Here is a 24,676-nt window from a genome sequence, read left to right as displayed (position 1 = left end):
TATGTTCTCCAGATTAATGTCAGTTAACGCATCCCCGCGATTTATAAAGACTTGGAAAAATTCGATAGGGATTAAAATAAAAATCCTTGGATACCCCTAATATACATTGGCTTATCAGATTGCTATGATCACTATAGTAAAGTGGAATAACAAAAGCTTCACTTTCAATATATTTTGCTATCGCATTATAATCTTGAAATCTTTTATGTGAAGAGGGTTCAGAAAGGGCTATATTTAACAAATTATCAAGCTGAAACCCTTTGATGTTAGCTACATTTGCCCCATTATGCGCAAAGGGTTGCAAAACCGTATAGGCTTCACGATTTTTTGCAACATAAAGCTCCATAAATGCATCAGCTTTATGGTTCTGATATAAGGACAACAGTATTGAATAATCAGCATCATAAATGAATTTCATTGAAATATTATATTTTTTGGCTGCTTCAATCAGTGCATTTTCTTCGCATGTATTCTTACTATCAATGTGGCGATGCACATAAACAATAGCCATTTTGTCTTTTAAACTGGGCACTTGTTTGAATACTGTCTCAGGGTTTATTTTTGGTTTAGATATAGGAGACATATTCGCTATTGATCCTCCTAATCCTGTAGGAATAATGCCATAAGCCTTATGTGAGTTTGATACACAGAATTCTACTTTGTGTTGGTCGTATATTTCTGCGGAAATAGCTTCTCTGACTATTTTATAATTAAATGGGAAATGGAAATTATTTATTACAAAAATCATTGTAATATTAGAATTGCTTTTAATTGTCTTATAATTATCGTCCTGCAAACCATTTAAATCAGAGGTTCTATACATAATGATGCCGTCAGGCCTCTCTGTTTTAAGAGATTCATGAACTTTATTCTTATCTAAATAATAGAAGATTATGCCATCATTTTTTATATTTAATGGATCATAATAATGGGTATTTTTCTTTAGAATAATATAATCATGATTCAAAGTATCTAAAAAATATGGCCCAGAGCCTAAAAGTTCTCCTGACAAGTTTCGCTTAGTAATAACAGCGTTGGGTGAGGCTAGTTGAAAAAGAAATATGGTTGGATGTGTATTTATTTTAAATTTGATCGTAGTAGCATTTAGCGCCTCGACCTGGGGATTCTGTTTATTGCATCCAATCAAACCCTCTAGCTCTAAGCTGACTCGACTTTTATTACTGCAGACTCTCAAAATTGAATTTACAACATCCTGAGAAGTCACCTGGCTTCCATCAGAAAATTTATGATTATTGTTCAAAGTTATTGTAATCGTATTGTGTTGTTGGTCAATATCCCAGGATTTAGCTAAGATTGGTTCTAATTCTTGGTTGGGATTTATAGAAACAAGTGGCTCAAACACCAGGGGAAGCGTATATTTTGTATGTGCTTGAAGAAAAGATATTGGATCAAACTTTCCAAAACTGACAGGAACAGCAAAAATTAGAAAATTTTTATATTGTTTCCAATCATTGATAGGATTGCTCGCAGGGGTGGCCAAAGTATCCACTGCAGAAAACAACAAAAAAATAATTATAAAGTAGCGGAAAATTAGAGCACTCATAAAAAAATCTTGAAGCAGCATAAAAGACCGAGAAAGTTAACTACAACCATACATTATATCCTTATGTGCCATTTTAACAAAGTATAGACTTTATCTTAATAACTTCTTCATCTGAAAGTTGTTCTTTTAAAATAGCAGTATTAAAAATATGTTGAGCAATTTTCTTTGCTAAATATCCTTGATTTGCATTTATATAGATAAAGAATAAATCTATCCATGGACTGAGAGATTGCTCATCCAACTGTGCTGCCTCATAAAATGCGGTCATAGCCATTTCAATATTTCCAGATAGCTCTAAACATTTTCCATAGTAATATGCATTCATACCAATCGCTGGGGGACCTAACTGAATTGCTTTTTTAAACATTGGTAATGCATCTTGATAAAGTTCATTATTAGAATAAAAGAGGCCTAGCTCACTATATCCTGTAGAATCGTGTTTATCCAAGTCTATCATTTCTAACAAACAACTTTCCGTATATTTATAATCCTGATTGCGCATTGTCCATTTAGATTTGGTTTGCAGTAAAGTAAGAAGATTTTCTTTTGCGCTTATTTCTTCAAAGACTGTTTCCCCTATGATATTGCGGGCAATTTGCTCGGATTTATCTAAGCAATCTTGCTGAAACGCTTTGCCCATATCAATCACCATTGCTAAGCCTCGATAGACTACTGATGCGTAAATTTTATTTAAAAATGTATCATTAGATTGATGCTCTATAATATCAATAAGTCGTTGAGCAAAACTTAATATTATGTTCTTATATTCAGAAAATTGATTGTGTCTATAGAAATAAACCACAAGACGATTTAACAAAATTATTTCTTCTCGACTTGGAATATTAGTTTGTGTAAGACATTGTTTTGATAGCTGAATTAACCCAGTCAAGTCTATAGTAGCTCCAGAGGACAAACAAACCTCAATTTTTGCTGTTTCCTTTGCGGTTTCAAATTCCAAATTAAATGGTTCTATTTTTATTTCATAAACCTTATTGGTAATAATTTCTTGCGAAAGACCATAACGCATCATTATATAAATCCAATTGATTAGCTCTCTCAAATTAGAGTTTGATTGCTCAAAAGAAACTTTATTTGCAGAAGCGATAGCATTCTTTTTAATCATTGAAGAAATATCATTAAATTCTTTCATAAATTCTGGTGATTCATGGGCAACTAATTCCTGAAAAAAACCGGATTTAGGAATTCTTTGAGGGAAAAGTATAATTTCGCGAAAAGATAAGTTTTGGCTAAACATTTCAGCGTAAAACCTAGAATTTAAGGTGGCGTTTTCATGTTTTTTACCCAAATATCCACATGTTAAATTTTCAAATATCATCACGTATTATCCTTTTTAGTAAGTACTTGCACCTTAAAAAAACCGTTTACCTAGCATGGATGTTAGGATTCAGAATCCATAGTAGAAGGCGGTCACATAGTTATCTTTATGACTTAAAAACTATAGGGTTTTTTCTTCCCAAGGAGGTGTTTTACTGACAACCCCCTTTAACCAGCTAATATTTTTAAAATTCAAAGGTTGCTTACCTGTGGCAAGATAAATATTTTTAAAACCGTTAATAAAAATTTCTTCACTAACTATCTCACCTTTTATACCATTACCTAGATCTGCATCAATGTATATCGGTGTCTCTGGAAGGAAACCATCACAAGAAGATAAAAATTGATTTGCCGAAGTAAATAACAGAAAGTTTTTATTATATCTGCTTGCCGATAATTCCCACATGGTGTGGGTTAGTGGATCATCATCGATTAATATCGCATCTATTTTATGCAATGTATTACTTATATTTTTTATTGGAATAAGACTGACGAGATCCTTGGGTATTATGCTAACCCCGAGGGCTTCACATTGCAGCAAAATGTTACGATCGTCAATATGACTTGTTACCAATATACTTCTATCATTAATAGATAGGTTTTGTATGAGGTCGAGACCAGTCTCTTCATATCCTATAAATTCATAGTCAAACAAATAGGTTACATTATTTTTTTCAATTTTTATATTTTGAAACCAATTTTTTATCTCATCAGGAGAATGAAATTGGTGTAACGTTATTTTTATATTTTCCATTTTGGTATATTGTTTAATTCTCTCTTTCCATAGTTCATGTATTGAAATATCATCATCTACAATAGCCAAGTGCTGCTTATCGTAGAGATGCAAGATGGGTACAAACCAAGAGGGAGATGGAGTTTTGGGTAGACAAACTTTCACCGACGTACCTTTTCCCAGCTCTGATTCAATTATTAATTTCCCACCCCATGAATCAAGGGTATTCTTTGCATAATACACCCCTAATCCATGACCATCCTGCTTGCCGTATGTTACACCGGGTTGACCAAGAATTTTTAAAACCTCAACTGGGATACCTCTGCCATTGTCTTGAATCCAGATCTCAATTTTTTTTTCATTACTTAAAAGCTTAATCGTTATTTTTCCTGTGTCTGTCAAAGATTCGACTGCGTTATTAATAAGGTTAGAAAGTATCCGTTTAAAGTCAGAAATCTTAATCATAGCAAATAAGCCATAAGAATCAGAATTAAATATATTTTCAATTTCAATGTTTGGTTTTGACCTATATTGCATTCTCTTTTCAGTAATTAACATGTTGATTACGCTAGAAAGCAACTGTTTGGTAAAATGCTCATCTTCTTCGATTTGTTGAGTTAATGGATTTATTGAATTTTTCTTTAGTAAAGTATTTGCAATATCTCTAATCCTCCATACGGCATTCCTAAATAAAATTCTATTATCTTCAGGTAATGTCATTGTGGATTGAATAATCATATCTAGAGCTGCTAATGGTGATCTAATATCATGAGCGACTTTTAAGGCGGTTCGAGATAACTCTTCTTGTAATTTCTTGTGCTCAGTTTCCGTAATAAATTTTTTCAAGTATGCGCGAGATTGTAATATTTCATGAATGAGTTTTGATATTGCCTGGTTGATTCTTTCTTCTTCAGCTGTATAGCGAATATTGCTGGTGAGGAAATCTTGTTCATCTTGAATATTTTCAAGCATTTCTATTTTTTTAGCGAGCAACTCGATTTCGGCAATAAAGTCATTAAAACGAATAAATTCAGTTTCGAGGTTAACTGTTAGTCGCCATCGTGCCCATAGATATAATGGAATAATCAAAATCGACATTAATAATTCCAGCATCAAGAAAGGCATAAGAAATTTGTTAAAGTTGGTATTGTAGGAGTAGTAACCCCAAGTTACTTTTGCTTCATCTTGGATAGGTATCAATTTTCTTGATAACTCATTGGTTGCAGAACCAAATTGCTGAATAATTATTTTTTGATTATCCGTGATCAAAAAATCCGAAAATAGACCTGTAGATTCTATAAGCTCAACTTCTCTGACGATTGAAAAATTATCCGAATCTATGAGATTGACCAAAACATGTTGGGGAACAATGGTTATCCAAGTTTTAACTTGTTGATCGAATGTTTGTCGTGAGAAAAAATAGGTTCCAAAAAAAATACAAATGCCAATTAGCATAACCAAGCTCAATACCGAGACTGAAATTTTTTTTGAAAGTCTTTCACTTAGAGATTTGCTATACGTGGCCATTATTTCAACGTCCGTGATCTGAGATGCAAATATCCATAACAAAACTTCCTATGGGGTTATTAGCAAGCAAGCCGTCATTTGTAAACAATAAATATGTTAAAAAAACATTGACAAGCAATTTCTTAACAAATATCATGTTAAAAAAACGATACTGAAACCCATAAACCTGTTATAGCTTTGATTAAAACACTTACCTTATTGCGCTGGAAAAGTGAAAACGGGAAATTTTTGGATGTTAACCTCGACTAATTACGCTAATTCACGTTATGAGGATTTATACTCTAGATTTCGGTAGAGCATGACTGAAACCCCATATTTTTCAAAAAACATGGGGTTTCAGGCACGCTTTACGATACAAACTGCGTGTCATTTTACTAACTTTAACTAAAGGAGAAAAGCCATGAACTTCACTATGAAGAGCGTGTCCACCAGCAATGCTGGTCTTGTTGCCCGAGGCTAATCGGCAATACAGCGCCATACAAAGCCACTAACTTTGTGTGGCGCCTTTTTACTAAAAATGACAAGGCGGAGAAAAGCCTCATGACTCATGTTTATATACCAAAATTTAAACCGATTGTCCAATACCATCGCTTTAATGAGCAACTTTATTTTAAAGCCGCTGGAAAAGCTAAAGCCATTGCAGATCCCTCGGGGTTTATTTACTCACTTTGTCAGCTTATTGATGGTAAAAAAAGTGTGGAATTAATAAAAAGCACCTTGAAAAATCAATACCCTCAAGAAGTTAATTACCTCGAAGAGGCGCTTAGGGTTTTTGATGAAAATTATTTATTGGAAGATGCTTTTTTGAGTATGCCAGCAGCCCTTACGGATTATGATGCTAAGCGATGGAGTAGGAATATAGAGCTTTTCGGTCTTTACAGCAAGATAAATGAAAATAAGTATGCTCATCAATTACGATTAAAAACTATTAAAGTCGCCCTTTTCGGACTAGGTGGTTTGGGTTCTCATATTCTCTATGATTTAGTCGCTATAGGAGTTCAAAACATCCGCGCTGTTGACTATGATAAGGTAGAGCTTTCTAATTTAAATCGTCAAATTCTTTATAATGAAACTGATTTGGGTACCTCTAAGACTGAAGCTGCAAAAAAACGTATTGATCAGTTTCTTCCAAGCAATAATATTACTTTTATAAATAAAAAAATTACCTCTGAACATGATATAGGATTAATTATCAAGGATTGTGAAATTGCTATTTGTGTAGCAGATAAGCCTAAAAAGGAGATGTTGGGTTGGCTTAATGCTGCTTGTGTAAAGCATAAAGTAATTTTCATTAATGGAGGGGTTGATGTTAACCGAGCATTGTATACTACAGTTTCGCCAGGTGAAACTGGATGCATTGAATGCTGGAAAAGCAATGTGGCACAAAAAGATTCTTTGGCTCACGAACTATTGCAATTAGAGCCGGCAGAGGATTCACCAGATGCGCCAGCAGTGGTCAATTTTGTATCATTACTGACGGGCTTAATGCTCACAGAGTTTTTAAAAATCGCAACCAAAATTTCCCGACCGCAGGCATTAGGTCGTTTAATGTCAGTAGATTTTGATACGGTTCAAATAGTAGAAGCGGAAAGTTGGGAAAAAAATCCCGAGTGTTTAGTGTGCGGAGCACATTAGCCATGGAGGAGCTTCTATTAAAGCAGCATGAACTACCAAAATTTAGTGAACTCTTGCCTGAACATTTAGAGCGCAGATTGGATGAGATATTATCATTAAATCGCAATGATCTCAAAAAAGCCCTTACAGAGAGGGATGTTCATACTTGGGAAACTCTAATGAGACCGCTGGAGATAATGGATACGCGCTTGAGCGAAGTATGGATACCTATCCAACAGATGATCTCAGTATCCCCATCAAAAGATTTGCAGGATGCTTATCAGCGATGCTTATCTAAATTGTCGGAATATGCCGTAGCGTTGGGACAAAATCTTGATCTTTATCAGGCGATGGAATCAATACTGAATAATAAAGAAGAAAATATTCTTAATCAAACACAAATTAAGGTCTTAGAAAATTATTTGCAGGTTTTTTATCTATCAGGAGTTCATTTGCCTGACAACCAAAAAACTATATTAATTGAATTACAACAAAAACTGCTGGAGTTAGAAAATCAATTTGAACAAAATGTGCAGAATGCTACTGCCAATGGATATCTGATGGTAGCTGAAAGTTTCGAGTTGGAGGGTTTGCCAGCAGAATTCATCCAGGCGGCAGCACATAAAGCTAATATTCAAAAAGAACAAGGCTATCTTTTGGGGCTTGAAGAGTCATCTTACCTTACAGTACTGCAGTGTGCTCAATCGCGTCAATTACGAGAAAATCTTTATAAGGCATATATCACACGTGCCTCAGAGCACGACGTGAAAGGTAATAAATTTGATAACGGTGCAATCATAGATCAAATTCTTCTAATACGGTCACAAATGGCTCAAATTTTGGGTTTTGATAATTTTGCACAACGTTCTCTTGCAATGAATATGCTCAAGCAACCAAATGAGGTAGAAAAATTTTTATTAGATCTTGCCAATAAATCCATTCCAGCAGCAAAAGAAGAAATATCTAGACTAGAGTTTTTTGCCAAAGAACAAGATGGAATCATGAAGATAGAACCTTGGGATATAGAATACTACACAGAAAAGCTAAAGAAAAAATTATATTCCTACAATGAAGAGTTATTAAAGTGTTACTTTCCTGTTGATAAAGTTTTAACAGGTTTATTCAATCTTTCCTATCAATTGTTTGACATTTGTATTGAAGAGATTCCTAACCCGGATGTTTGGTATCCTGATGTTCGGCTATTTCGGATATATGGTAAGAATAAAAATTTACATGGATACTTCTACCTTGATCTATATTCAAGGCCAAACAAGCGTGATACATCATGGATAGAGCAATACCGCACACGTTGTCGTGCAGAGGATGGAAGTTGGCAAATACCCGTAGTGTTGCTTATGTGTAATTTTCATCCGGCCGAAGGACATAAGCCCCCGCTGCTTAGTCATGAAGATGTACGGTATTTATTTCATGAATTCGGCCACACACTGCATCATTTATTAACTGATGTAGAATATTCTGGAGTTTCAGGCATCAATGGAGTTCCGACCGATGCACTTGAAATACCTAGTTTATTTATGGAAAACTGGATTTGGGAGGAACGAGTCATTAGGCAGATATCTAGCAACTACAAAACAGCAGAACCCCTCCCTGCTCACATAATTTCTAATTTAAACGCGTCAAAAAATTTTAATGCGGCCATCAAATTGGTTCAACGCATTCGATTAGCCTTAATAGACATACGTTTGCATTCAGAATATTCACAAAATATTCCTGGTTATATTAATAATGTATTGAATGATGCAGAAGAAATTTTTTCATTTCTTCCCAGTTGCATGGATGATCGTTTCCTGCATAGTTTCAGTTTAATTTTTTCTTATGGGTATGCTGCAAAATACTATAGCTATTTATGGGCAGAAATGATTGCTAGCGATATTTTTTCTAAATTTAAAAATCATGGACTTTTTAGTAAAGAAGTGGGGCATTCCTTTATGTCATTATTTTTACAGTCTGGAGGCTCGTGTGATCCTATTGAACAATTTAAAAAGTTCCATGGTCGTAACCCTTCTGAGGATGCCTTGTTGCATTACAGAGGAATTAGGAGATAAAAATGATGATCAATAAAAATTTTAGGTTACTTTTTTCCGCTTTTTTAATATCTTCTGTTGGAGATTGGCTATTTCGTTTAGCCCTGCCTTTACTAATTTATAAAATGACTGGGTCAGCTTTAGATATGGCTATTGCTTATGCTATGACCTTTTTACCTTTTGTTTTAGTGACTCCTTTTGGCGGAGTCATCGCAGATCGCTGGGAACGTCGTAAAATTCTTATATATGCAGATTTCTGTGCTTTTGTGTGTACACTGTTATTAGGGATTTTAGCTTTTTTTACACATAACCTTTATATATTTTGCTTTCTAATTTTTTTAATTTCTGCATTTACTTCCTTAGCTCATCCTGCTTTTCAGAGCATCATACCTCAGCTGGTCCCTAAAGGAGAATTAGCAAAGGCCAATTCCCTAATGAGTGTAGTAGATAATTTATTACTGTTAATTGGGCCATTAGCGGGAGGGCTTACGATTGCTATTTTGGGTAGCTTGAATGCGATATTTTTAAATGCTGCATCATTTATACTTTCAAGCACGTTAGTATTTTTCATTAAAATATTGAATGATATTTATGATGAGAGCGAGGGAAAGTATATCACCTTTAAAACTATTTTTAAGGATTTAACAGAAGGTTTTAATTATGTATGGAATCATAATCCCACTATAAAATATGGTTGTTTATTATTTGTATTTGCTAATTTTGGTTTACAGCTTTTTTATGCCAATTTTATATTTTTTTTAGCTAATTTTTTTCATTTAAATCCCAATCAAATTGGTCTTACTTTAGCGCTCTCAGGAGTAGGTGCCGTGACAGGAGCATTAATAGCTCCTATGGTTGGTAAATATTATAACGCAGGACGATTAATCGTCATCTGTTGTTTGCTTGAGGGTTTGATGGTGCTAACTTTATTAGGCGCCGCCAATGAATACTATATCGCACTATCTTGGGGTATTGCCTCTGCCTTTGGTTCTATTACGATTGTCACTTACTTTACCTTGAGACAACAAGTTGTTCCCAGTAATTATTTAGGTCGATCAATAGCTATCACACGTCTCATTTCGTATTCAGCTATTCCTGTAGCCTCCATTTTAGGAGGGTGGATATTACAAATTACTTCTCATATTAATTATTTAATCTTAATCAGTGGCGTAATTATGATTATAAATGCATGCGTAGGATGGTTCTCACCTTTAGGACGACCCTCAGTAAAAAATGTTGATATCAATAAAGTTGAATCTTATTAACCCAAATATTTTCTGAGTGACTAACTAGTACAGTGGAATTAATTATAACCTCATTGAATATCTCTTTATTAAAAGGATGAATAACATGCTACAGCATCTACCTTCACACCTGCACAAAACACATCAATTAGTCCATGCTGAATTTATTACGGATCATGAAAATGGCAATGGTATTTTCGATCTTTATAAAATAAGAGATTGTCATAAAATATGGGAAAATCCTTTATTAAAAGCTTGTGTGTCAGGCCTACTTACATTTGAAGATTTTCGTTTTATTTTTTCACAGTATTATTTGTACAGTAAGAATTTTACACGACTTTTAGCTGCATTTATGGTGAATTGCGAAAGCGACATTTACAGATCAAAACTCTCGGAAAATTTATGGGAAGAAGGTGGAGGATCAGATATAGAAAAAAGGCATGCGGAAATTTTTCGACGTTTTTTAGTTGATCATTTATATCTAAATCCATTAGAAAATATCGTATTTGAACCATTTACGCAGGATTTTTTTCAACAATATTTAGATATGTGTCTTAACTACAGCTCCCTTGAAGCTGCTGCAGCTCTTTCCCTGGGAACGGAGAGTATCGTTCCTAAGCTTTATCAGATTTTCAGGCAGGGACTTCGTGCTATTGGGTTGCAAAATAAGTCACTGCATTTTTTTGATTTACATATTCAATGTGATGATGATCACGCAAAAACATTGGAAGATATCTTATTATCTTATAAAGACGAGGCTAATTGGTTACATCTTTGCAAAGCCGCGATTATTCGAGCTTTGGATTTGCGTGATGTCTTTTTTGAAAATATTTATAAGCATATTTCTTATAAAAAAAATTTAGATGAACTATCCAAAAGTGTTACGCAACAACCTGCGGGTATTCATAATAATTTTGATTTTGAAAATTTACGCAGTACAACCTCCTTTTCTGGAAATTTATTATACAAAAATCAACAAAAGGAAGGGAAAATTAATTTCTTTGTAGAGAGAATTCCCTTCCCGTCCTATGTCCTAGACCCCAGATTGGTAGAAATTCCATCCGGGCATACTAATGAGCAGCATAACCATGCGCATGAAACCTTATTTCTTATTTTAGAAGGTTGTGGCAATGTCATTATTGGTGAAAATACTGTTCATGTGAAACCCGGTGATATTGTTTTTATTCCCCGCTGGATTACTCATCAGACATTAAATACTGGAAGCGTAAATCTGCGATATTTTGCTGTTACTGATTATGGGTTTACAAAAAACTTTCCTGAGAACACAGACATAGTATATCGCAATATACTTGAGAAATGATACATGACTAACTTAAAGCAGTTAAATAAAGCTGAAATATTTACTCAATTGCATTATGGGAAAAATCCTTTAATTCTACCAAATGCGTGGGATGTCTTGAGTGCGAAGCTATTTGCTCAAGCAGGTGCAAAAGCTATTGGCACCACTAGTGCAGGGATTGCTGCATCGTTAGGGTTGTCTGACGGACAAAAAGTACCGAAAGAAATGTTCTTATCCATTACAGAACAAATTGTAAATGCTGTCGATGTGCCAGTAACTGTTGATATAGAAGCTGGCTACGGTTTTGATTTACTCAGTATCTGCGATACAGTAAAAAAAGTGATAGATATGGGCGGAGCAGGAATTAACATTGAAGACACTATTTTTGATCCTTCTATTAAACTAGAAGATATGTCTGAGCAATGTAAAAAAATTTCTGCAATTAAATCGACTTGTGAGAATTGTAATTACCCACTTTTTATTAATGCACGAACCGATGTTTATTGGTTAAATCCTTTGCCAGAAAAAATATCCTCTGAAACAGCCTTACGCCGTTTGCTCGCCTATCAAAATTGTGGCGCAGATGGTCTGTTTATACCTGGGTTGACTAATTTATTTGAAATTTCGCGCTTGGTGCGAGCCGTAAGCTTGCCAGTAAATATTTTAGGTGGTGCTTGGGTTAAATCCGCTGCTGATCTAGCGACAGCAGGCGTCTCTAGGATTAGTGTTGGTTCGACACCTTGCAGGGCAACAGCAGCCTTTATTCAAAATATGGCGCATCAATTGATTGATCAAGGCGATTTTTCTATTTTTGAAGACACTCCATCTTATCAGTGGCTGAATGAACTTTTTAACAATACATAATTTTCCTGGGAGGAATTAAGGAACAAAGCATGATTGGTATCCAATTTAATTCATATTTCTTGAAAGATGATGTCTTGATGCAACTTTTTTTGCATTTGCTTGAACGCAATCCAAAGCCTCAAAAAATGAGTAAAACAATATACAGAGTTTGTTTGGCTATACAAATACTAGAAATGATCGGTAATAAATTTCCTCAGCAAATTGAAATTGATTCTATTGAGTTGATGCTTAGGCGATTTAGTAATCGAAAGTTAGCTAGGTCTGCTTTTAATAACGCTTGTGAGATTGCAGTGAATGTTGATGAAGTCGCATAGAAAGCTGCTTAATAATATTATCTGGTATAAATTGGAAATTAAGTTCCTTCGTAAAAGAAATTGAAGATGCGGCATTTACCATAAGAAAATGCATGCATAAAAGATAAACTAAGAACCTTGAATAAAAATTAATAACTTGTATTTGATAATACAGTATTCTTTTTTGAGAGAATGCTCATGATAATTATAACAAAAAAAGTAAATGAAGTAATTAGTGTTGCCGATGATATTGAAGTTAAAGTGTTAGAGGTTGCAGAAAACTATGTCAAAATGGGAATTAATGCCCCACGAGATATTTCGGTTTATCGCAAAAAGATTTATAAGCCTGCTGAGTTATTGAAGTTAAAAAAATCAAAGTAGCTATACTATTCTAGATACTGATAGTTTATCTTTTTGTGGCTATCGGGAGATAAATTATCTTGAAATTCCTATGGTGACAAGTTTTACCTACGAACTAAATAAAAAGTTCACCCCAAAAGTTGATAATTCCAAACATTGAGAATTATCAATTAAAAGTTTACCCTTCGTTATGCGAGCCCACTCCATTTTCTCATCATTTCGTGTAAAGACTCTCCTATCACCGGCTATTGACACTCAATAGCAGCCATTACTATTTGGGTATTTGCTAAATTATCAACAGTACCAATTTTAAGAAGTCGTAACTTAAGGTGGGGTTCAGCCATTTCCATGTCTTCTCCTAAATCCAGAAAAACTTCATCGACACGCTTGCTCTTATCCGCACTGTCTAAACCACCGGCAACCCAACTAAATATACCAACTACCTTTTCGGGAGGCGTATTAGGTTCCTCAGCATGAGCGATAAAAGGAACCAAAATGCCTGCTGCTTGAACAAGACGTTTGCTCGAAGCTTTTGAAAGGGATTTCCTGATAAGGAAAATGTTTTGAGCTTTTTCAGGGAATTCAAGGAGTATAATTTTACTGCTAGGTGCTTGCATTTCCAACAAATGCTTTATTTTGCTTCGGATTTCCTCCCAAGGCTGTGTGCCCAGCCAGTGCAGCCAAGTATGGTTGACCAGCTCTTTTTCCCGCTCTTTTTCAGTAAAGAATTTTTTTAATAGTTTTATCATGACAAGCCATTTGCGTAAATGTAAGGCTCACATCTGGGTTGGCCATATATAATTCTTCGACACATATTCGACACATTTTCTGTCGTTGCCCTTGATGATCTGATAACTCATTGATTATATGGTGCCGAAAAGAGGAGTCGAACCTCCGACCTACTGATTACGAATCAGTTGCTCTACCAGCTGAGCTATTTCGGCACATATTCCAACTAAGGCTTCCAGGACTGGGCGGTAGCTCATTCCCTACATATAAATCCAAGCTTTCAACCGCTAAACCCCAAGAAGACCCAAAAGTATAAGGAAGCTTTTACGGTATTGCAATCAACCTATGACTCACCTATAAATCTCCCCGTTAAATAACGGAATGGGGGTGCGATGATTTCCTTTCAAAGTAAACAGGTTCTAGGGATGCAGGGAAAACTCCTGCTAGATCCGCTGGCTTTATGCTTGGTGCGGGCTGGGATTTTAGGGCAGGGGGAGGCTATGCAGGCAGTTTTGGCGGCGCAGGGGGCTAAGTTGTCGTTGGTGGCTTATTTGGCGCAGCATCGGCAGGTAGATTGTGGAGTGATGGCGGAGCAATTGGCGGAGTATTTGGGGTTGCAGCGTTTTGATTTGAATCGGTTGACGGTGGATGCGGTAGTGACGGGAGTGGTGGATGAGGAGTTTATACGCTTGCAGCGGGTTTTGCCGTTGTATGTTGAGGCTGGGGAGCTGTATGTGGCGATTGCGGAGCCGGGGCAGTTGGAGGTGTTGGGAGAGATTAAGTTTCATACGGATATGAATGTGGTGCCGTTGGTGGTGGAGTGGGATAAATTAGCGCGCTTAATTGAGGCTTGTTTGAGTGAGCGGCAATATCAGGCGTTGAGTCATTTTCAACCGGTTAATTCAGGGCTGGCGGATAATGATGAGCGGATTATGCAAATGGTACAGGAAATTTTGTTGGATGCGGTAAAAAAGGGCGTGTCCGATATTCATCTGGAACCATATAAAACTTCTTACCGGATACGCCAGCGTATTGATGGTATTTTGCACAAGGTCACGCAATTGTCTCCAGATTTAGCGGTGCGGATGACGGCGCGTTTGAAAATTTTAGCGCGGCTAGATATTGCTGAGCGTCGTTTGCCGCAGGATGGACGTTTTAGTATTGAAATAAATGCGCAGGAAGTCAGGGATTGTCGCATCAGCACCTGTCCCACTTTATTTGGTGAAAAAACAGTCGTGCGGATTCTCGATGGTGGCAAAATCATCTTGAATGTAGATGATTTAGGTATGGAAGCGGTGCAGAAAAATTTATTTGTGCAGGCGATACATAAACCGCAAGGAATGCTATTGGTCACTGGGCCTACTGGGAGTGGGAAAACTGTCACTTTATATACAGCGCTAAGTTTGCTAAATACCCTTGATAAAAATATTTCTACGGTAGAAGAGCCAGTTGAGGTGCAGTTACCTGGCGTTAATCAGGTGAATATTAATGTCAAAGCGGATTTAACTTTTTCTAAAGTATTGCGTGCGTTTCTGCGTCAAGACCCCGACATTTTGATGGTGGGAGAAATACGCGATCGTGAGACAGCAGATATCGCGATGAAAGCCGCGCAGACCGGACATTTTGTGCTATCGACTTTACATGCTAACAGTGCTCCCGAGACGATTAGCCGTTTGCTGATGATGGGCATTTCAGCGTTTAATATTGTGCATTCTATTCACATGATTATTGCGCAGCGATTAGTACGCAAACTGTGTGTGCATTGCCGACGTGAAAAAGATACTTCCATGGAAATATTATTGGCGGCTGGTTTTGAAAAACAAGACATTTTACAATTGACCTCTTTGCAGAAAGGCAGCATTGCAGTAGATGAATGTGTGCAAATATCTTCCACCCAAACTTCTATCGTCCCGAATCCACCATTAAAATTATATGAAGCCGTAGGCTGTGAATATTGCATCAAGGGTTATAATGGCCGTATCGGAATTTTTGAAATTTTAAATATGACTTCAGCAATAGCCAATATCATTATGCATCAGGGTACTTCCTCTGAGATAGCGGCAGAAGCTAAGCATGAAAACATGATTAATTTACGTGCGGCAGCGTTGCGACAATTATTAAGTGGTATCACGAGTCTGGAAGAAGTGCAACGAGTGATTTTATGAAAGTGTTTCGTTGGAAAGGGATAGATCATAAAGGTATGCGCGTAGAGGGCGAATTTCTCGCAGACAGTGTGATAAAAGTTAGGCAAAAGCTTGGTCAGCAACATATTACACCCTTACGTATTACTCGAAAATTTCAATTTCCTCTTTCAAAGAAAAGAAGCATTAACTTTGAAGATATTACCGATTTTAGCCGGGAAATAGCAACGCTGCTTGCCAGTGGAATTTCTCTTAATGCAGCGCTAACAGTCATCAGTGACAGTGCTGCCAATGCGAATATGCGCACAATCACTAAAGCACTACAAAAACACGTAGAAAGCGGCCAATTATTTAGTCAAGCCTTGCAATCGCAACCCAAATATTTTGATCCAATATTCTGCAATTTAATTTATGTGGGAGAGCAATCAGGCCGGCTTGATAGCATTTTAAATGAAATTGCCAACCATCGCGAAAAAATTATTTCATTAAAACACAAGATTAAAAAAGCGCTATTCTATCCTATGATTGTATTATCCATAGCATTAGTAATTACCGTGGGTTTGATAATTTTAGTTATTCCGCAATTTGAAAAATTATTTCAAGGATTGGGTGCACAATTGCCTGTATTTACGCGTTTGATTATGGGGCTAGCGGATAGAATACGTCATGACGGATGGTTGTTTTTGATAATAATGATAGTAGTGTATCTATTGCTAAAAATGGCTATAAAAAAATCAACTAGAGTCAATGCCCTCATCGAAAAATTAGGGTTAAGCATCCCTTTGGTTGGCAGTACTATCAGTAATGCAATTTTTGCACGGTGTTTTTCCACACTAGCCACCTCATTGCGTGCAGGATTGCCACTACTTGAAGCAATGGATATGACGGCAAAAGTTACAGGTAACATTTTTTATAAGCATGCGTTTATGGAGTTGTCGCAGTGTATTAAAGCCGGGCAGGCGATAAATGACGCCATGAAAAAAATCCCGATTTTTCCATCACGGGTGATTCAAATGACGGCTATAGGCGAAGAGTCAGGCCACTTGGAAAAAATGTTTGCTAAATTAAGTGAACATTTTGAAAAACAAGTGGATTACACAGTGCATAATTTAAGTCAATTATTAGAGCCAATCGTTATGATGTTTTTATGCGTGGTGATTGGCAGTCTGGTCATTGCCATGTATCTGCCGATTTTTCTTTTGGGTTCGGTGATATGAAGTAAATGGGAGAAATAGATTGTCATTGTCCAGCATGGTATTGTGGTCAAGTGTCGTAATGTCTGGATTATTTGCAGGAGCGGCAATTAATATTTTGACCGAACATATACCTCGAATTTTGCAACAAAATTGGCGGCAACAATGTTGGATATTGCACAATGGCAACGACACATCGAGCTGCTATTTGAGCAAAAAAAAGTTGCGCTTGCATTGTTTAAACTGCGATATGCAATTGCCGGTTTGGATGAATTTACCTCTATTTCCAAGGTTAATGAAATTAAGAAAATGCGCGCACTGCAATCAACAGCTTGTAAAGCATTATGTCTGGGTAGAGTTAGGGGTGAGTATAGTCACCTTGGTGATAACCCGCCATTTTGGAATACACGCCGAGACTTTTGTGATTTTAGTATTAATTTGGGGATTAATTCTGCTGGCTTTGATTGATAGTAAATATTATCTATTACCTGATTGTATTACTTTGACTTTGATATGGTTGGGTTTATTGAGCAATGTTGGTGGGCTATTCGTAGCGCCTGAACAAGCGATACTGGGAGCGGCTGTAGGATATCTCAGCCTGAGAGTGATAGGCGTTTTATACAAGCTCATACGGAAAGCAGAAGGTATAGGGCATGGTGATTATAAACTGTTGTCGGTATTTGGGGCGTGGCTGGGGGTTTATCCTTTACCGATGATTATGTTTTTAGCTTCAATGATTGGATTAATAGTTGTCATCATGCTGATGCTGCGTGGCAGGCATAGTTATGATATGCCTTTGCCGTTTGGTCCCTATTTAGTGGCAGCAGGGTTGAGTGTGCTGTTATTTGGGAAATTTAATATATTTTTTTAGGGTATTCACCACAGGACTGAAATGGCCATCCCGCAAGGGATTTCCGTTGGTCATATTTTCCCACTAAAATTTGTAGGAACAAATTTGAATGCTCAAGCAGCCCGAAGGGTAAAGTATAGGAAGTGCTTTATAATCCCACCCCTAAAAGTTTAGCAAAAATACTCACATACTCTGTGTGTGCTGCGCTTTTTCCTAATTTTTAGGGGTGACCATGGAATAATCTGACCGTTTGGTGCTGCTTCAAGCAACAAGCTGAATAGTTACATTCATAAAACACCTAATTTTATCTGTTGGATAACTTTGGGTCGATGGTATTACTTGAAGGCTCGCTTGGTTCTGGTTGTGTTTTTAGAAGATTTTCTAATCTCCCCTTAGCGTCACTTAGAGATTTTGTGCGCTCATGCCAAAGAGCAAATTTGTAAAATGGTGCTACTGACTGATCTTTGTTAGGTTCCTGTTTTGATTTAACTTCAGTAGTCCTTTCGCTTAACGTGATTTCTTCTTCAGCACTCTGCTCAGTCGTTTTTAATTTCCTTTGGGACTCACTAGGAGAGGGGGGACGCTTACCCCAAACAGCAGTTTTGGAAAATGGTGGAGACAGAGGTTCTCCAAATGGTTCAATTGTTGGAACTTTCTGTTGTGGTAATTTAGCCTCGGGTATGTTTGCGCTTGGTTCGATTAATATAATTTCTGCTTCTTCGGCTGGTTCGCGTGGTTTTAACTCCTTCTGAGTTTCCTTAAGAGATAATTGGCGTTCATCCAAGCTGGCACTTTCTCTCATCATTTGCTCAAGTATTTTTAATTTATCTCGATCTTCTTCAAGAAATTGTTTACGCCCTTGAATAATTTTGTTTAATCCTGTGAGCTTAGCATCTGTTTCACGTTTAAGGGCTAAACTTGCTTCTAATTCCAATTTTTCATTCTGCGCTTGTTTTGCATCCAATTCGGGTTCAGGTTTCTTAGCGCCATATTCAACTAACAATGAGACAATTTCCCCAGATTCAGTAGCCATCATGGGAGCACTAATATCTGGATCCGCGCCTTTGCTAAGTAAAGTTTTCACAGAGGCAACATCATTTCTCGAACAAGCATAATATAATGCAGTTTTACCACGGCGATCCTGTGCATCTACATCCACACCCAGGTCTATGAGCCATTCTAATAGATGCTGATTCTTTACTGTTGCACGAGTAGATAGCAGCAAAGACATGAGAATGGTCTGTCCATTCCAATCTGTAGCTTTCACATCAGCACCCTTTGCGATTAATGACTTCATCAGCTCTTCTTGCAAGTCTGTGGTATATTGAGCAGCTTCATGCAGGGGAGTGCGTTCCTTTGCGCAAACAGCGCGGGGATCAGCTTTAGCTTCTAACAATGCTTTTGCCACCGCTCCATGATTATTCTGTAGTGCCAAATGTAAAGGGGTTTTTTTGCTGAGAGTACCATATAGGCTCTGTTCTGTTATGCTAGGGTTTGCATTTTTTTCAAGTAATAGTTGTGTGGAATTAAGATGCCCATAATATGCAGTGATATGCAAGAGTGACCATCCATCTTTTGTCAGCCGAGCATCCAATTGACCATAGTGCGCTACATCTTCGGGTGTCAACCAACCCAGCCGCGCTTTATGATGAGCCCTACTCCAGCCCCCCCATATCTCTCCATGAATAGGGATGTAATCCCTCAGATACTTTTTTGCCAAAGGAATATGAACCGTTTGTGGATCTAGAACATACTCACGTAAACTAGTTGGAGATAAAACCTCTGTGCTATATTTCTTACAGGGAGTTGCTTCAAGCCGAGTTTCTTCAAAAATGCCCAGTTCTACCAATGTCTTACCAAAATCCTCAGACCTAAGCACCCGCCCTGCAATCTTAAATCCCATGTCCTGGTCTGAAGAAAGACCGGCCAGTTTAGCCGGTTGATATAACTCAAAAAAGCGATCAAATAATTCTGCTAATTTTACGTTTGGGTCGACATCATTCACCGGGTATTCGCGGTCGTTTATTTTTAATATTACTTTCACTGCTTATTTTCTCCACTTTTTTAAAAGTTAATAAAAAAAAATTAACTTACACTCATAATAGATGCATCTTACATTAAGGGTAATATGGATTAATTAAGAAAAGATTAAGGGCGCCTCTAGAAATTGATCTTTTCGCTCAATACGGCGTTGGATTAGATTTTAAAATCCTCATTTATTCCCGTATTAACTCCGGTTTTAAAATCTAATCCGCCTTGTCTTGGGCGAAAATCTCTGATTTCTAGAGATGCCCTTAATTGAAAAGATGCGCGCGCGATTCTTAAATGTACAAAAAACTAAAATCCATTTAGCAGTTCGCAAAGGTTTTTCCATGCATAAATTAATATTCGCTTAAGAGTATGCTGGTAGATTGGTGAAACACTTTAACCTAAATACTTCTGTCGTGAGCATAAGTCCCAAGTTGTTTTGCATGAATATAACCGCTAATATATCCTTCACGGATGACTTAAGACGCAAGAGTGAACTCTAACCATGGCCAATCTAGTTACTTCTCAATGGGCAATGTGCCCACCCAAATATTTTGGTGTCGAATATGTTATAAATCCCTGGATGGAAGGACAAGTTGGACGCGCCAAGAATGATGTTGCACAGCAGCAGTGGCAAGCATTATATGAATTAATTTCGGCGCGTGCCAAGGTACATCTGATTCCAGCGATACGCGGTTTACCTGATATGCCGTTTACGGCTAATGCTGGCTTGGTGCTGGGGAAGATTTTTGTGCCTTCGGCCTTTCGTTTTCCGCAACGGCAGCCGGAGGAACACTTTTTCATTCAGTGGTTTCGCGAGCAGGGTTATAACATCGTCGATTTACACGGTGAAGGCACATTTGAAGGCGAGGGCGATGCGCTGTTTCAACCCGGGGAAACTTTGTTATGGGCAGGTTATGGCGTGCGTACAGCCTTGGAAGCGCATCCGCGATTATGTGAGATTTTTGATGTAGAAGTGGCTTCGTTGAGGTTGGTGGATCAGCGTTTTTATCATCTGGATACGTGTTTTGCGCCCTTGGCGGATGGACGCGTGGTTTATTATCCTCCCGCCTTTGATCAACCTTCTCTAGAATTACTGCATGCGCGAGTTCCGCCGCATAAACGTTTGGCCGTTAGTGAAGAAGATGCGCTGAATTTTACTTGTAATGGTGTGGTGTGCGGGGAGGCTTATATTTGCAATCAACCGACAGACGCCTTCCGGCAGCAGCTTAAATCCTGGGGTTATGAAGTCATTGCTACGCCGTTAACCGAGTTCATGTTGGCTGGGGGTGCTGCTAAGTGTTTGAGCTTGTGCCTGACGCAAGATGTGCCGGCAACGACTACTCCGGGCCCGCATTTTAGCTCAGCGATTGCCGATTGCACGATCGAGCTACAAGGGCATATTTTAGATAATGGCTTGATGAATCAGGTTCTCGATGCGATTACCGATGCAGGCGGTAGTTTTGAGATACCCCGCCTGAAGGCGGGGTTGCGTCACGATCAAGAATCTTTGGCGCGTATTCATGTCTCTGCGCCCACAGCAGAAAGGCTACAGGTTTTGTTGCAAAAGCTGTTGCAATTGGGTGCACGGGTTGCGGGGGAAGTTTAGGTTCATCCAGTTAACTGTCTCCTGAGCAAAGCGAAGGATGACAGTTCAACACATTCCAAGGCTACTAAACGGATTATACCAAGCCATTTGCTCAGCGATATCCTCTTTACAAGTAGCAAGATTATTTTCAAGTTCCTTTAAACGCTCTACATCAATTAAATGACTAGACTGTAATTCTGTTAAAGTTTCTCTATGTTCAGCTAAAGCAAACCGCAAACCTCCGACTTGCGAACCTGCTAATTGTTCTAACTGCATATTTGATTTTTCCAGCTGCTCTAACTTTGTGCTTAATCTGTCCATTCTTTGTAAAGTTTTGCTGTCAGTAAGACTCGTATATTTCTTAGGTTTTGTTTCTGATGCTGTGGTTCCAGATAGTGCGCGATCAACCGATCGAAAAAATCCAGTAGTCATTTTGCTCAGAGATGCTCCTAACATCAAAGGAGTCCCTACTTGCGATGCAATGGGCACAGGTGATTGACTAGGTATTTGAGTGGGTAGCACTTCAGCGGAATCTGCTATCGAGGGAACAGTCAAAGGAATAATCACAGGTGCGGGAGTTTGAGGAGGTATCGGTGTTAAGGGAGTTGTTTCAGCTTTAAGTGCCTCGCCAGACTGTGCTATGTGGCGGGTCAATAATTCAGCAATGGTATCCTCATGTTGTTCAGTAGCGAATTGTTGCATTTTCTGTAATTTCTCTAGCCTGACACTTTCTTGACCGGGTACAAATTTAGCTTCTAGTAATTCTTTGACTAGAGTGAACTATCCATGAAGAATTGGTGATAGCAAAAATTCATTTATATATTCGCCGCTGATAGGGACACCTGTTGCCAGAATAGCTTGTACAAATGGTGTTTGATTACTTTGAATAGCCCTATACAAGGGTTCGAAAAAATATTTGCGATTAACTTCTGGTGAGATTTGCTGCAGATGAGAGTGCAATATCGCTTTAAATCTATCTAGATTGCCATCATCATAGGCTTTAATCAAATGGTCTTTTCTGAGCGGCCTATTTAATTTAATTGCCAGGCTAATTACATGTTCTGAAATATATTCCATGTCTGGAAAGGGAACTTTTTCTCCTTGGCTGGTAACTTTTCCTGTTAAGGGTTTAAGAATGTTTTCATTGATACTTTTATCTGCTGCTAAGGGAGGGTTTTCAAAAATATTTCTGATGCCAATAAAAAGTTTATTATCGATAATCCACAGACACTTTACAGAATTTACAAAAAAATTGATTGCGGATGGATCATTACTTTTAACAAGTGTCGTGACGGTATTGTAAAAATCGATTCTGTTGGCTTCATATTTAGGTGTATCTGGAAGCACTGCTAGTTGATTCATTAGTTCTATTAATTTCTCTTGCATTCTATGTGCAACCAGATAAGAAAAAATACCGTGTAAATTTTCTTCTTTCATAAACCAGTTTTTAATGTTTCTTTCGGAGTAAGTATGCCCATCTTCTGCTACCATACAGCGGTCATTTAATATCACTCCAAGCGAAATGGGGCATTTAAAATCTTCTAGATAAGTGAGCTCACCTGATAGTTTTCTTTGTTTAATTTTGATATCTTTTTTTGTCTCTTGTGCCATGAATGATCTCTCCAATTAATTTTTTAGGTATTTCAGAGGGGTAAGTAGTTACTTTTTCAGCGCTGATGAGTTGTATCTGGAAATAATCTCTGTTATACCTAGCCCTCATTTGCTTTTAATATTTTGTAACTATTCAGCACATTGTTGGAAGTCGCACAAAACGGTCAGATTTTTCCTAAATTTTTAGGGGTGAGATTGGGAAAATATGGCTGTTTCAATCCTGTGGTGAATAGTTATAATATTTTTTGGTAGTGGAGATTGTCGTTTCTGGACTATTGTATAGTCAGCAAATCAGGTGAGTCTATGCTAAAAGTTGGTTTAACAGGCGGGATTGGCAGCGGTAAATCTACTGTGGCCAGTTTGTTTGCCAAATTGGGTGTGCCGGTTATTGATGCGGATATCATTGCCCGTGAAGTCATTGCAGATTCTATAATCACAAAGGAGATCATGCAGCATTTTGGCAGCCAGGTATTGCATGAATCCGGTAGCCTTGACCGTCAAATTCTCCGCAAAATTGTTTTTGAACAGCCTAAAGAACGGCGTTGGTTAGAAGCATTGTTACATCCGCTGATTATCACTGAAATGCAACGTCAGGTGGATAAGCTTCAATCTCCGTATTGTTTATTGGTTATACCTTTATTGATAGAAGCGACTTTGTCTTATGCTTTGGTGGATAGAATTTTGGTAGTGGATACTTCCGAAGGGATACAGATTAAACGCACCGAAGCGCGAGATCACCTAACGGCGGAAGAAGTACAACGCATCCTGGATTCACAGGCCACACGCGCGCAACGCTTGCAGCAAGCAGATGATGTGATCGTTAATGCTGGAGATTTAGAGACTTTGGCGGCAGAAGTTAAGCAGTTACATCAGCATTATTTGGCGCTTTCTTCGGGCTTTTCTGCGGGGGAAGATGAGTAGCAAATATTGGAGGAAAGCTTATGTCTATTTCCAAATTACGTAATTTCACTTTCCTAGATCGCTGCCTGATGCAATTTGATCAAAGCCTGCGTACTTTGTTTAATTCGCCGTCATCGATCAGACCCAATCCTGCAGCTAACCTTGAGGAGCCTGCATTATCAAGCGCAGAACGCAAGCACAGTGCCGGTTTGCTGCGCGTGAACCATGCCGGTGAAATCAGCGCACAAGCGTTATATCAAGCCCAGGCGTTGATGTCGCGTTCGACTGAGGTGGCACGTTCTTTAGAGCAATCAGCTGAGGAGGAAAACGATCATTTGGCTTGGTGCAACCAACGCCTGCAGGAATTGGGTGCACACCCGAGTTATTTAAATCCATTCTGGTATTTGGGTTCATTTACAATTGGTTTAGTGGCAGGATTAGCGGGCGATGCATGGAATTTAGGTTTTGTGGCTGAGACAGAACGCCAAGTGGTCAATCATTTAGAGCGGCATTTGCAGAAATTGCCGGCAGCTGATAGCAAAAGTCGGCATATATTGCAAAAGATGCAGGAAGATGAAGGGCATCATGCTTCGGTAGCGATGACAGCCGGTGCAGTGGAGTTGCCGGAAGCCATTAAATTTTTGATGAAATGTTTTTCTAGGGTGATGACTCGGACGGCTTATTGGGTATGAGAGATTTTCTCATTTTTCTCTTACAGCTTTGGCCTTTTTACTTATCCCCCAAGGGGAGGAGGAAA

Annotated in this window: 20 protein-coding genes and 1 tRNA gene; 13 read left to right on the top strand and 8 right to left on the bottom strand. The window is 37.9% G+C overall.

What is annotated here, in order from left to right:
* Positions 1–19: 19 nt before the first annotated feature.
* The 3 genes from VG895_00130 to VG895_00120 form a co-directional block, all read right to left on the bottom strand.
* Positions 20–1,564 carry an ABC transporter substrate-binding protein gene (locus VG895_00130; protein ID HWA51449.1) on the bottom strand — a complete coding sequence of 515 codons (1,545 nt, stop codon included), beginning with the start codon at positions 1,562–1,564 and terminating at the stop codon, positions 20–22.
* A 73-nt stretch (positions 1,565–1,637) separates the two neighbouring features.
* Positions 1,638–2,900, bottom strand: a complete 1,263-nt coding sequence (locus VG895_00125) for a hypothetical protein (GenBank protein ID HWA51448.1) — start codon at positions 2,898–2,900, stop codon at positions 1,638–1,640.
* Between the two features lie 120 nt (positions 2,901–3,020).
* Positions 3,021–5,087 carry a HAMP domain-containing sensor histidine kinase gene (locus VG895_00120; protein HWA51447.1) on the bottom strand — a complete coding sequence of 689 codons (2,067 nt, stop codon included), beginning with the start codon at positions 5,085–5,087 and terminating at the stop codon, positions 3,021–3,023.
* Between the two features lie 567 nt (positions 5,088–5,654).
* Between VG895_00120 and VG895_00115 the strand changes: the two genes are divergently transcribed.
* The 7 genes from VG895_00115 (at position 5,655) to VG895_00085 (ending at position 12,900) form a co-directional block, all read left to right on the top strand.
* Complete coding sequence (locus tag VG895_00115) at positions 5,655–6,794, top strand: ThiF family adenylyltransferase (protein ID HWA51446.1); 1,140 nt, start codon at positions 5,655–5,657, stop codon at positions 6,792–6,794.
* The gene (locus VG895_00110; GenBank protein ID HWA51445.1) at positions 6,752–8,839 is read left to right on the top strand and encodes a M3 family metallopeptidase; all 2,088 of its coding nucleotides are present in this window, start codon (positions 6,752–6,754) and stop codon (positions 8,837–8,839) included. Before VG895_00115 ends, VG895_00110 begins: the two co-directional genes overlap by 43 nt.
* A 2-nt stretch (positions 8,840–8,841) precedes the next feature.
* Positions 8,842–10,083, top strand: a complete 1,242-nt coding sequence (locus tag VG895_00105) for an MFS transporter (protein HWA51444.1) — start codon at positions 8,842–8,844, stop codon at positions 10,081–10,083.
* A 76-nt stretch (positions 10,084–10,159) separates the two neighbouring features.
* Positions 10,160–11,383, top strand: coding sequence for an iron-containing redox enzyme family protein (locus tag VG895_00100; GenBank protein ID HWA51443.1), 1,224 nt, complete (start codon positions 10,160–10,162; stop codon positions 11,381–11,383).
* Between the two features lie 3 nt (positions 11,384–11,386).
* On the top strand, positions 11,387–12,226 hold the full coding sequence (locus VG895_00095) for an isocitrate lyase/phosphoenolpyruvate mutase family protein (protein ID HWA51442.1): 840 nt from the start codon (positions 11,387–11,389) through the stop codon (positions 12,224–12,226).
* A gap of 29 nt (positions 12,227–12,255) precedes the next feature.
* Positions 12,256–12,540: a hypothetical protein gene (locus VG895_00090; GenBank protein ID HWA51441.1), complete on the top strand. Its 285-nt coding sequence runs from the start codon at positions 12,256–12,258 to the stop codon at positions 12,538–12,540.
* 177 nt (positions 12,541–12,717) lie between these two features.
* Positions 12,718–12,900 carry a carbon storage regulator gene (locus tag VG895_00085; GenBank protein ID HWA51440.1) on the top strand — a complete coding sequence of 61 codons (183 nt, stop codon included), beginning with the start codon at positions 12,718–12,720 and terminating at the stop codon, positions 12,898–12,900.
* A 224-nt stretch (positions 12,901–13,124) separates the two neighbouring features.
* Here VG895_00085 and VG895_00080 read toward each other — a convergent pair whose 3' ends face one another.
* Both VG895_00080 and VG895_00075 read right to left on the bottom strand, forming a co-directional pair.
* A complete protein-coding gene (locus VG895_00080) occupies positions 13,125–13,628 on the bottom strand; it encodes a hypothetical protein (protein ID HWA51439.1) in 504 nt (167 codons plus the stop codon).
* Positions 13,629–13,747: 119 nt separating this feature from the next.
* Positions 13,748–13,823: transfer RNA gene (locus VG895_00075), tRNA-Thr, on the bottom strand.
* 177 nt (positions 13,824–14,000) lie between these two features.
* Between VG895_00075 and VG895_00070 the strand changes: the two genes are divergently transcribed.
* From VG895_00070 to VG895_00060, 3 genes are read left to right on the top strand one after another with little or no spacing between them, the layout of a single operon-like run.
* Positions 14,001–15,773 (top strand): ATPase, T2SS/T4P/T4SS family, encoded by a 1,773-nt coding sequence (locus tag VG895_00070; protein ID HWA51438.1) that lies wholly within the window; start codon positions 14,001–14,003, stop codon positions 15,771–15,773.
* Positions 15,770–16,966 (top strand): type II secretion system F family protein, encoded by a 1,197-nt coding sequence (locus VG895_00065; GenBank protein ID HWA51437.1) that lies wholly within the window; start codon positions 15,770–15,772, stop codon positions 16,964–16,966. Before VG895_00070 ends, VG895_00065 begins: the two co-directional genes overlap by 4 nt.
* A 58-nt stretch (positions 16,967–17,024) precedes the next feature.
* The gene (locus tag VG895_00060; GenBank protein ID HWA51436.1) at positions 17,025–17,813 is read left to right on the top strand and encodes an A24 family peptidase; all 789 of its coding nucleotides are present in this window, start codon (positions 17,025–17,027) and stop codon (positions 17,811–17,813) included.
* 283 nt (positions 17,814–18,096) lie between these two features.
* Here VG895_00060 and VG895_00055 read toward each other — a convergent pair whose 3' ends face one another.
* Positions 18,097–19,836, bottom strand: coding sequence for an ankyrin repeat domain-containing protein (locus VG895_00055; protein ID HWA51435.1), 1,740 nt, complete (start codon positions 19,834–19,836; stop codon positions 18,097–18,099).
* A 489-nt stretch (positions 19,837–20,325) separates the two neighbouring features.
* Here VG895_00055 and VG895_00050 point away from each other — a divergent pair, with 489 nt between their 5' ends.
* Positions 20,326–21,429, top strand: coding sequence for an arginine deiminase-related protein (locus tag VG895_00050; protein ID HWA51434.1), 1,104 nt, complete (start codon positions 20,326–20,328; stop codon positions 21,427–21,429).
* A 45-nt stretch (positions 21,430–21,474) separates the two neighbouring features.
* Here VG895_00050 and VG895_00045 read toward each other — a convergent pair whose 3' ends face one another.
* Positions 21,475–22,110: a hypothetical protein gene (locus tag VG895_00045; protein HWA51433.1), complete on the bottom strand. Its 636-nt coding sequence runs from the start codon at positions 22,108–22,110 to the stop codon at positions 21,475–21,477.
* A gap of 78 nt (positions 22,111–22,188) precedes the next feature.
* Positions 22,189–23,019 (bottom strand): hypothetical protein, encoded by an 831-nt coding sequence (locus VG895_00040; GenBank protein HWA51432.1) that lies wholly within the window; start codon positions 23,017–23,019, stop codon positions 22,189–22,191.
* 303 nt (positions 23,020–23,322) lie between these two features.
* On the opposite strand from VG895_00040, the gene coaE reads away from it, so the two are divergent.
* A complete protein-coding gene (gene coaE / locus VG895_00035) occupies positions 23,323–23,940 on the top strand; it encodes a dephospho-CoA kinase (protein HWA51431.1) in 618 nt (205 codons plus the stop codon).
* Between the two features lie 20 nt (positions 23,941–23,960).
* Entirely contained in the window at positions 23,961–24,611 is a 651-nt protein-coding gene (coq7, locus tag VG895_00030) for a 2-polyprenyl-3-methyl-6-methoxy-1,4-benzoquinone monooxygenase (GenBank protein ID HWA51430.1), read from the top strand.
* Positions 24,612–24,676: the final 65 nt, after the last annotated feature.

The organism is Patescibacteria group bacterium, assembly GCA_035549555.1.
Taxonomy (GTDB): Bacteria; Patescibacteriota; Microgenomatia; order UBA8517; family UBA8517; genus Co84-156.
Note: the sequence above shows the minus strand (reverse complement) of the source record. Positions and strands in the feature narration are given on the sequence as shown.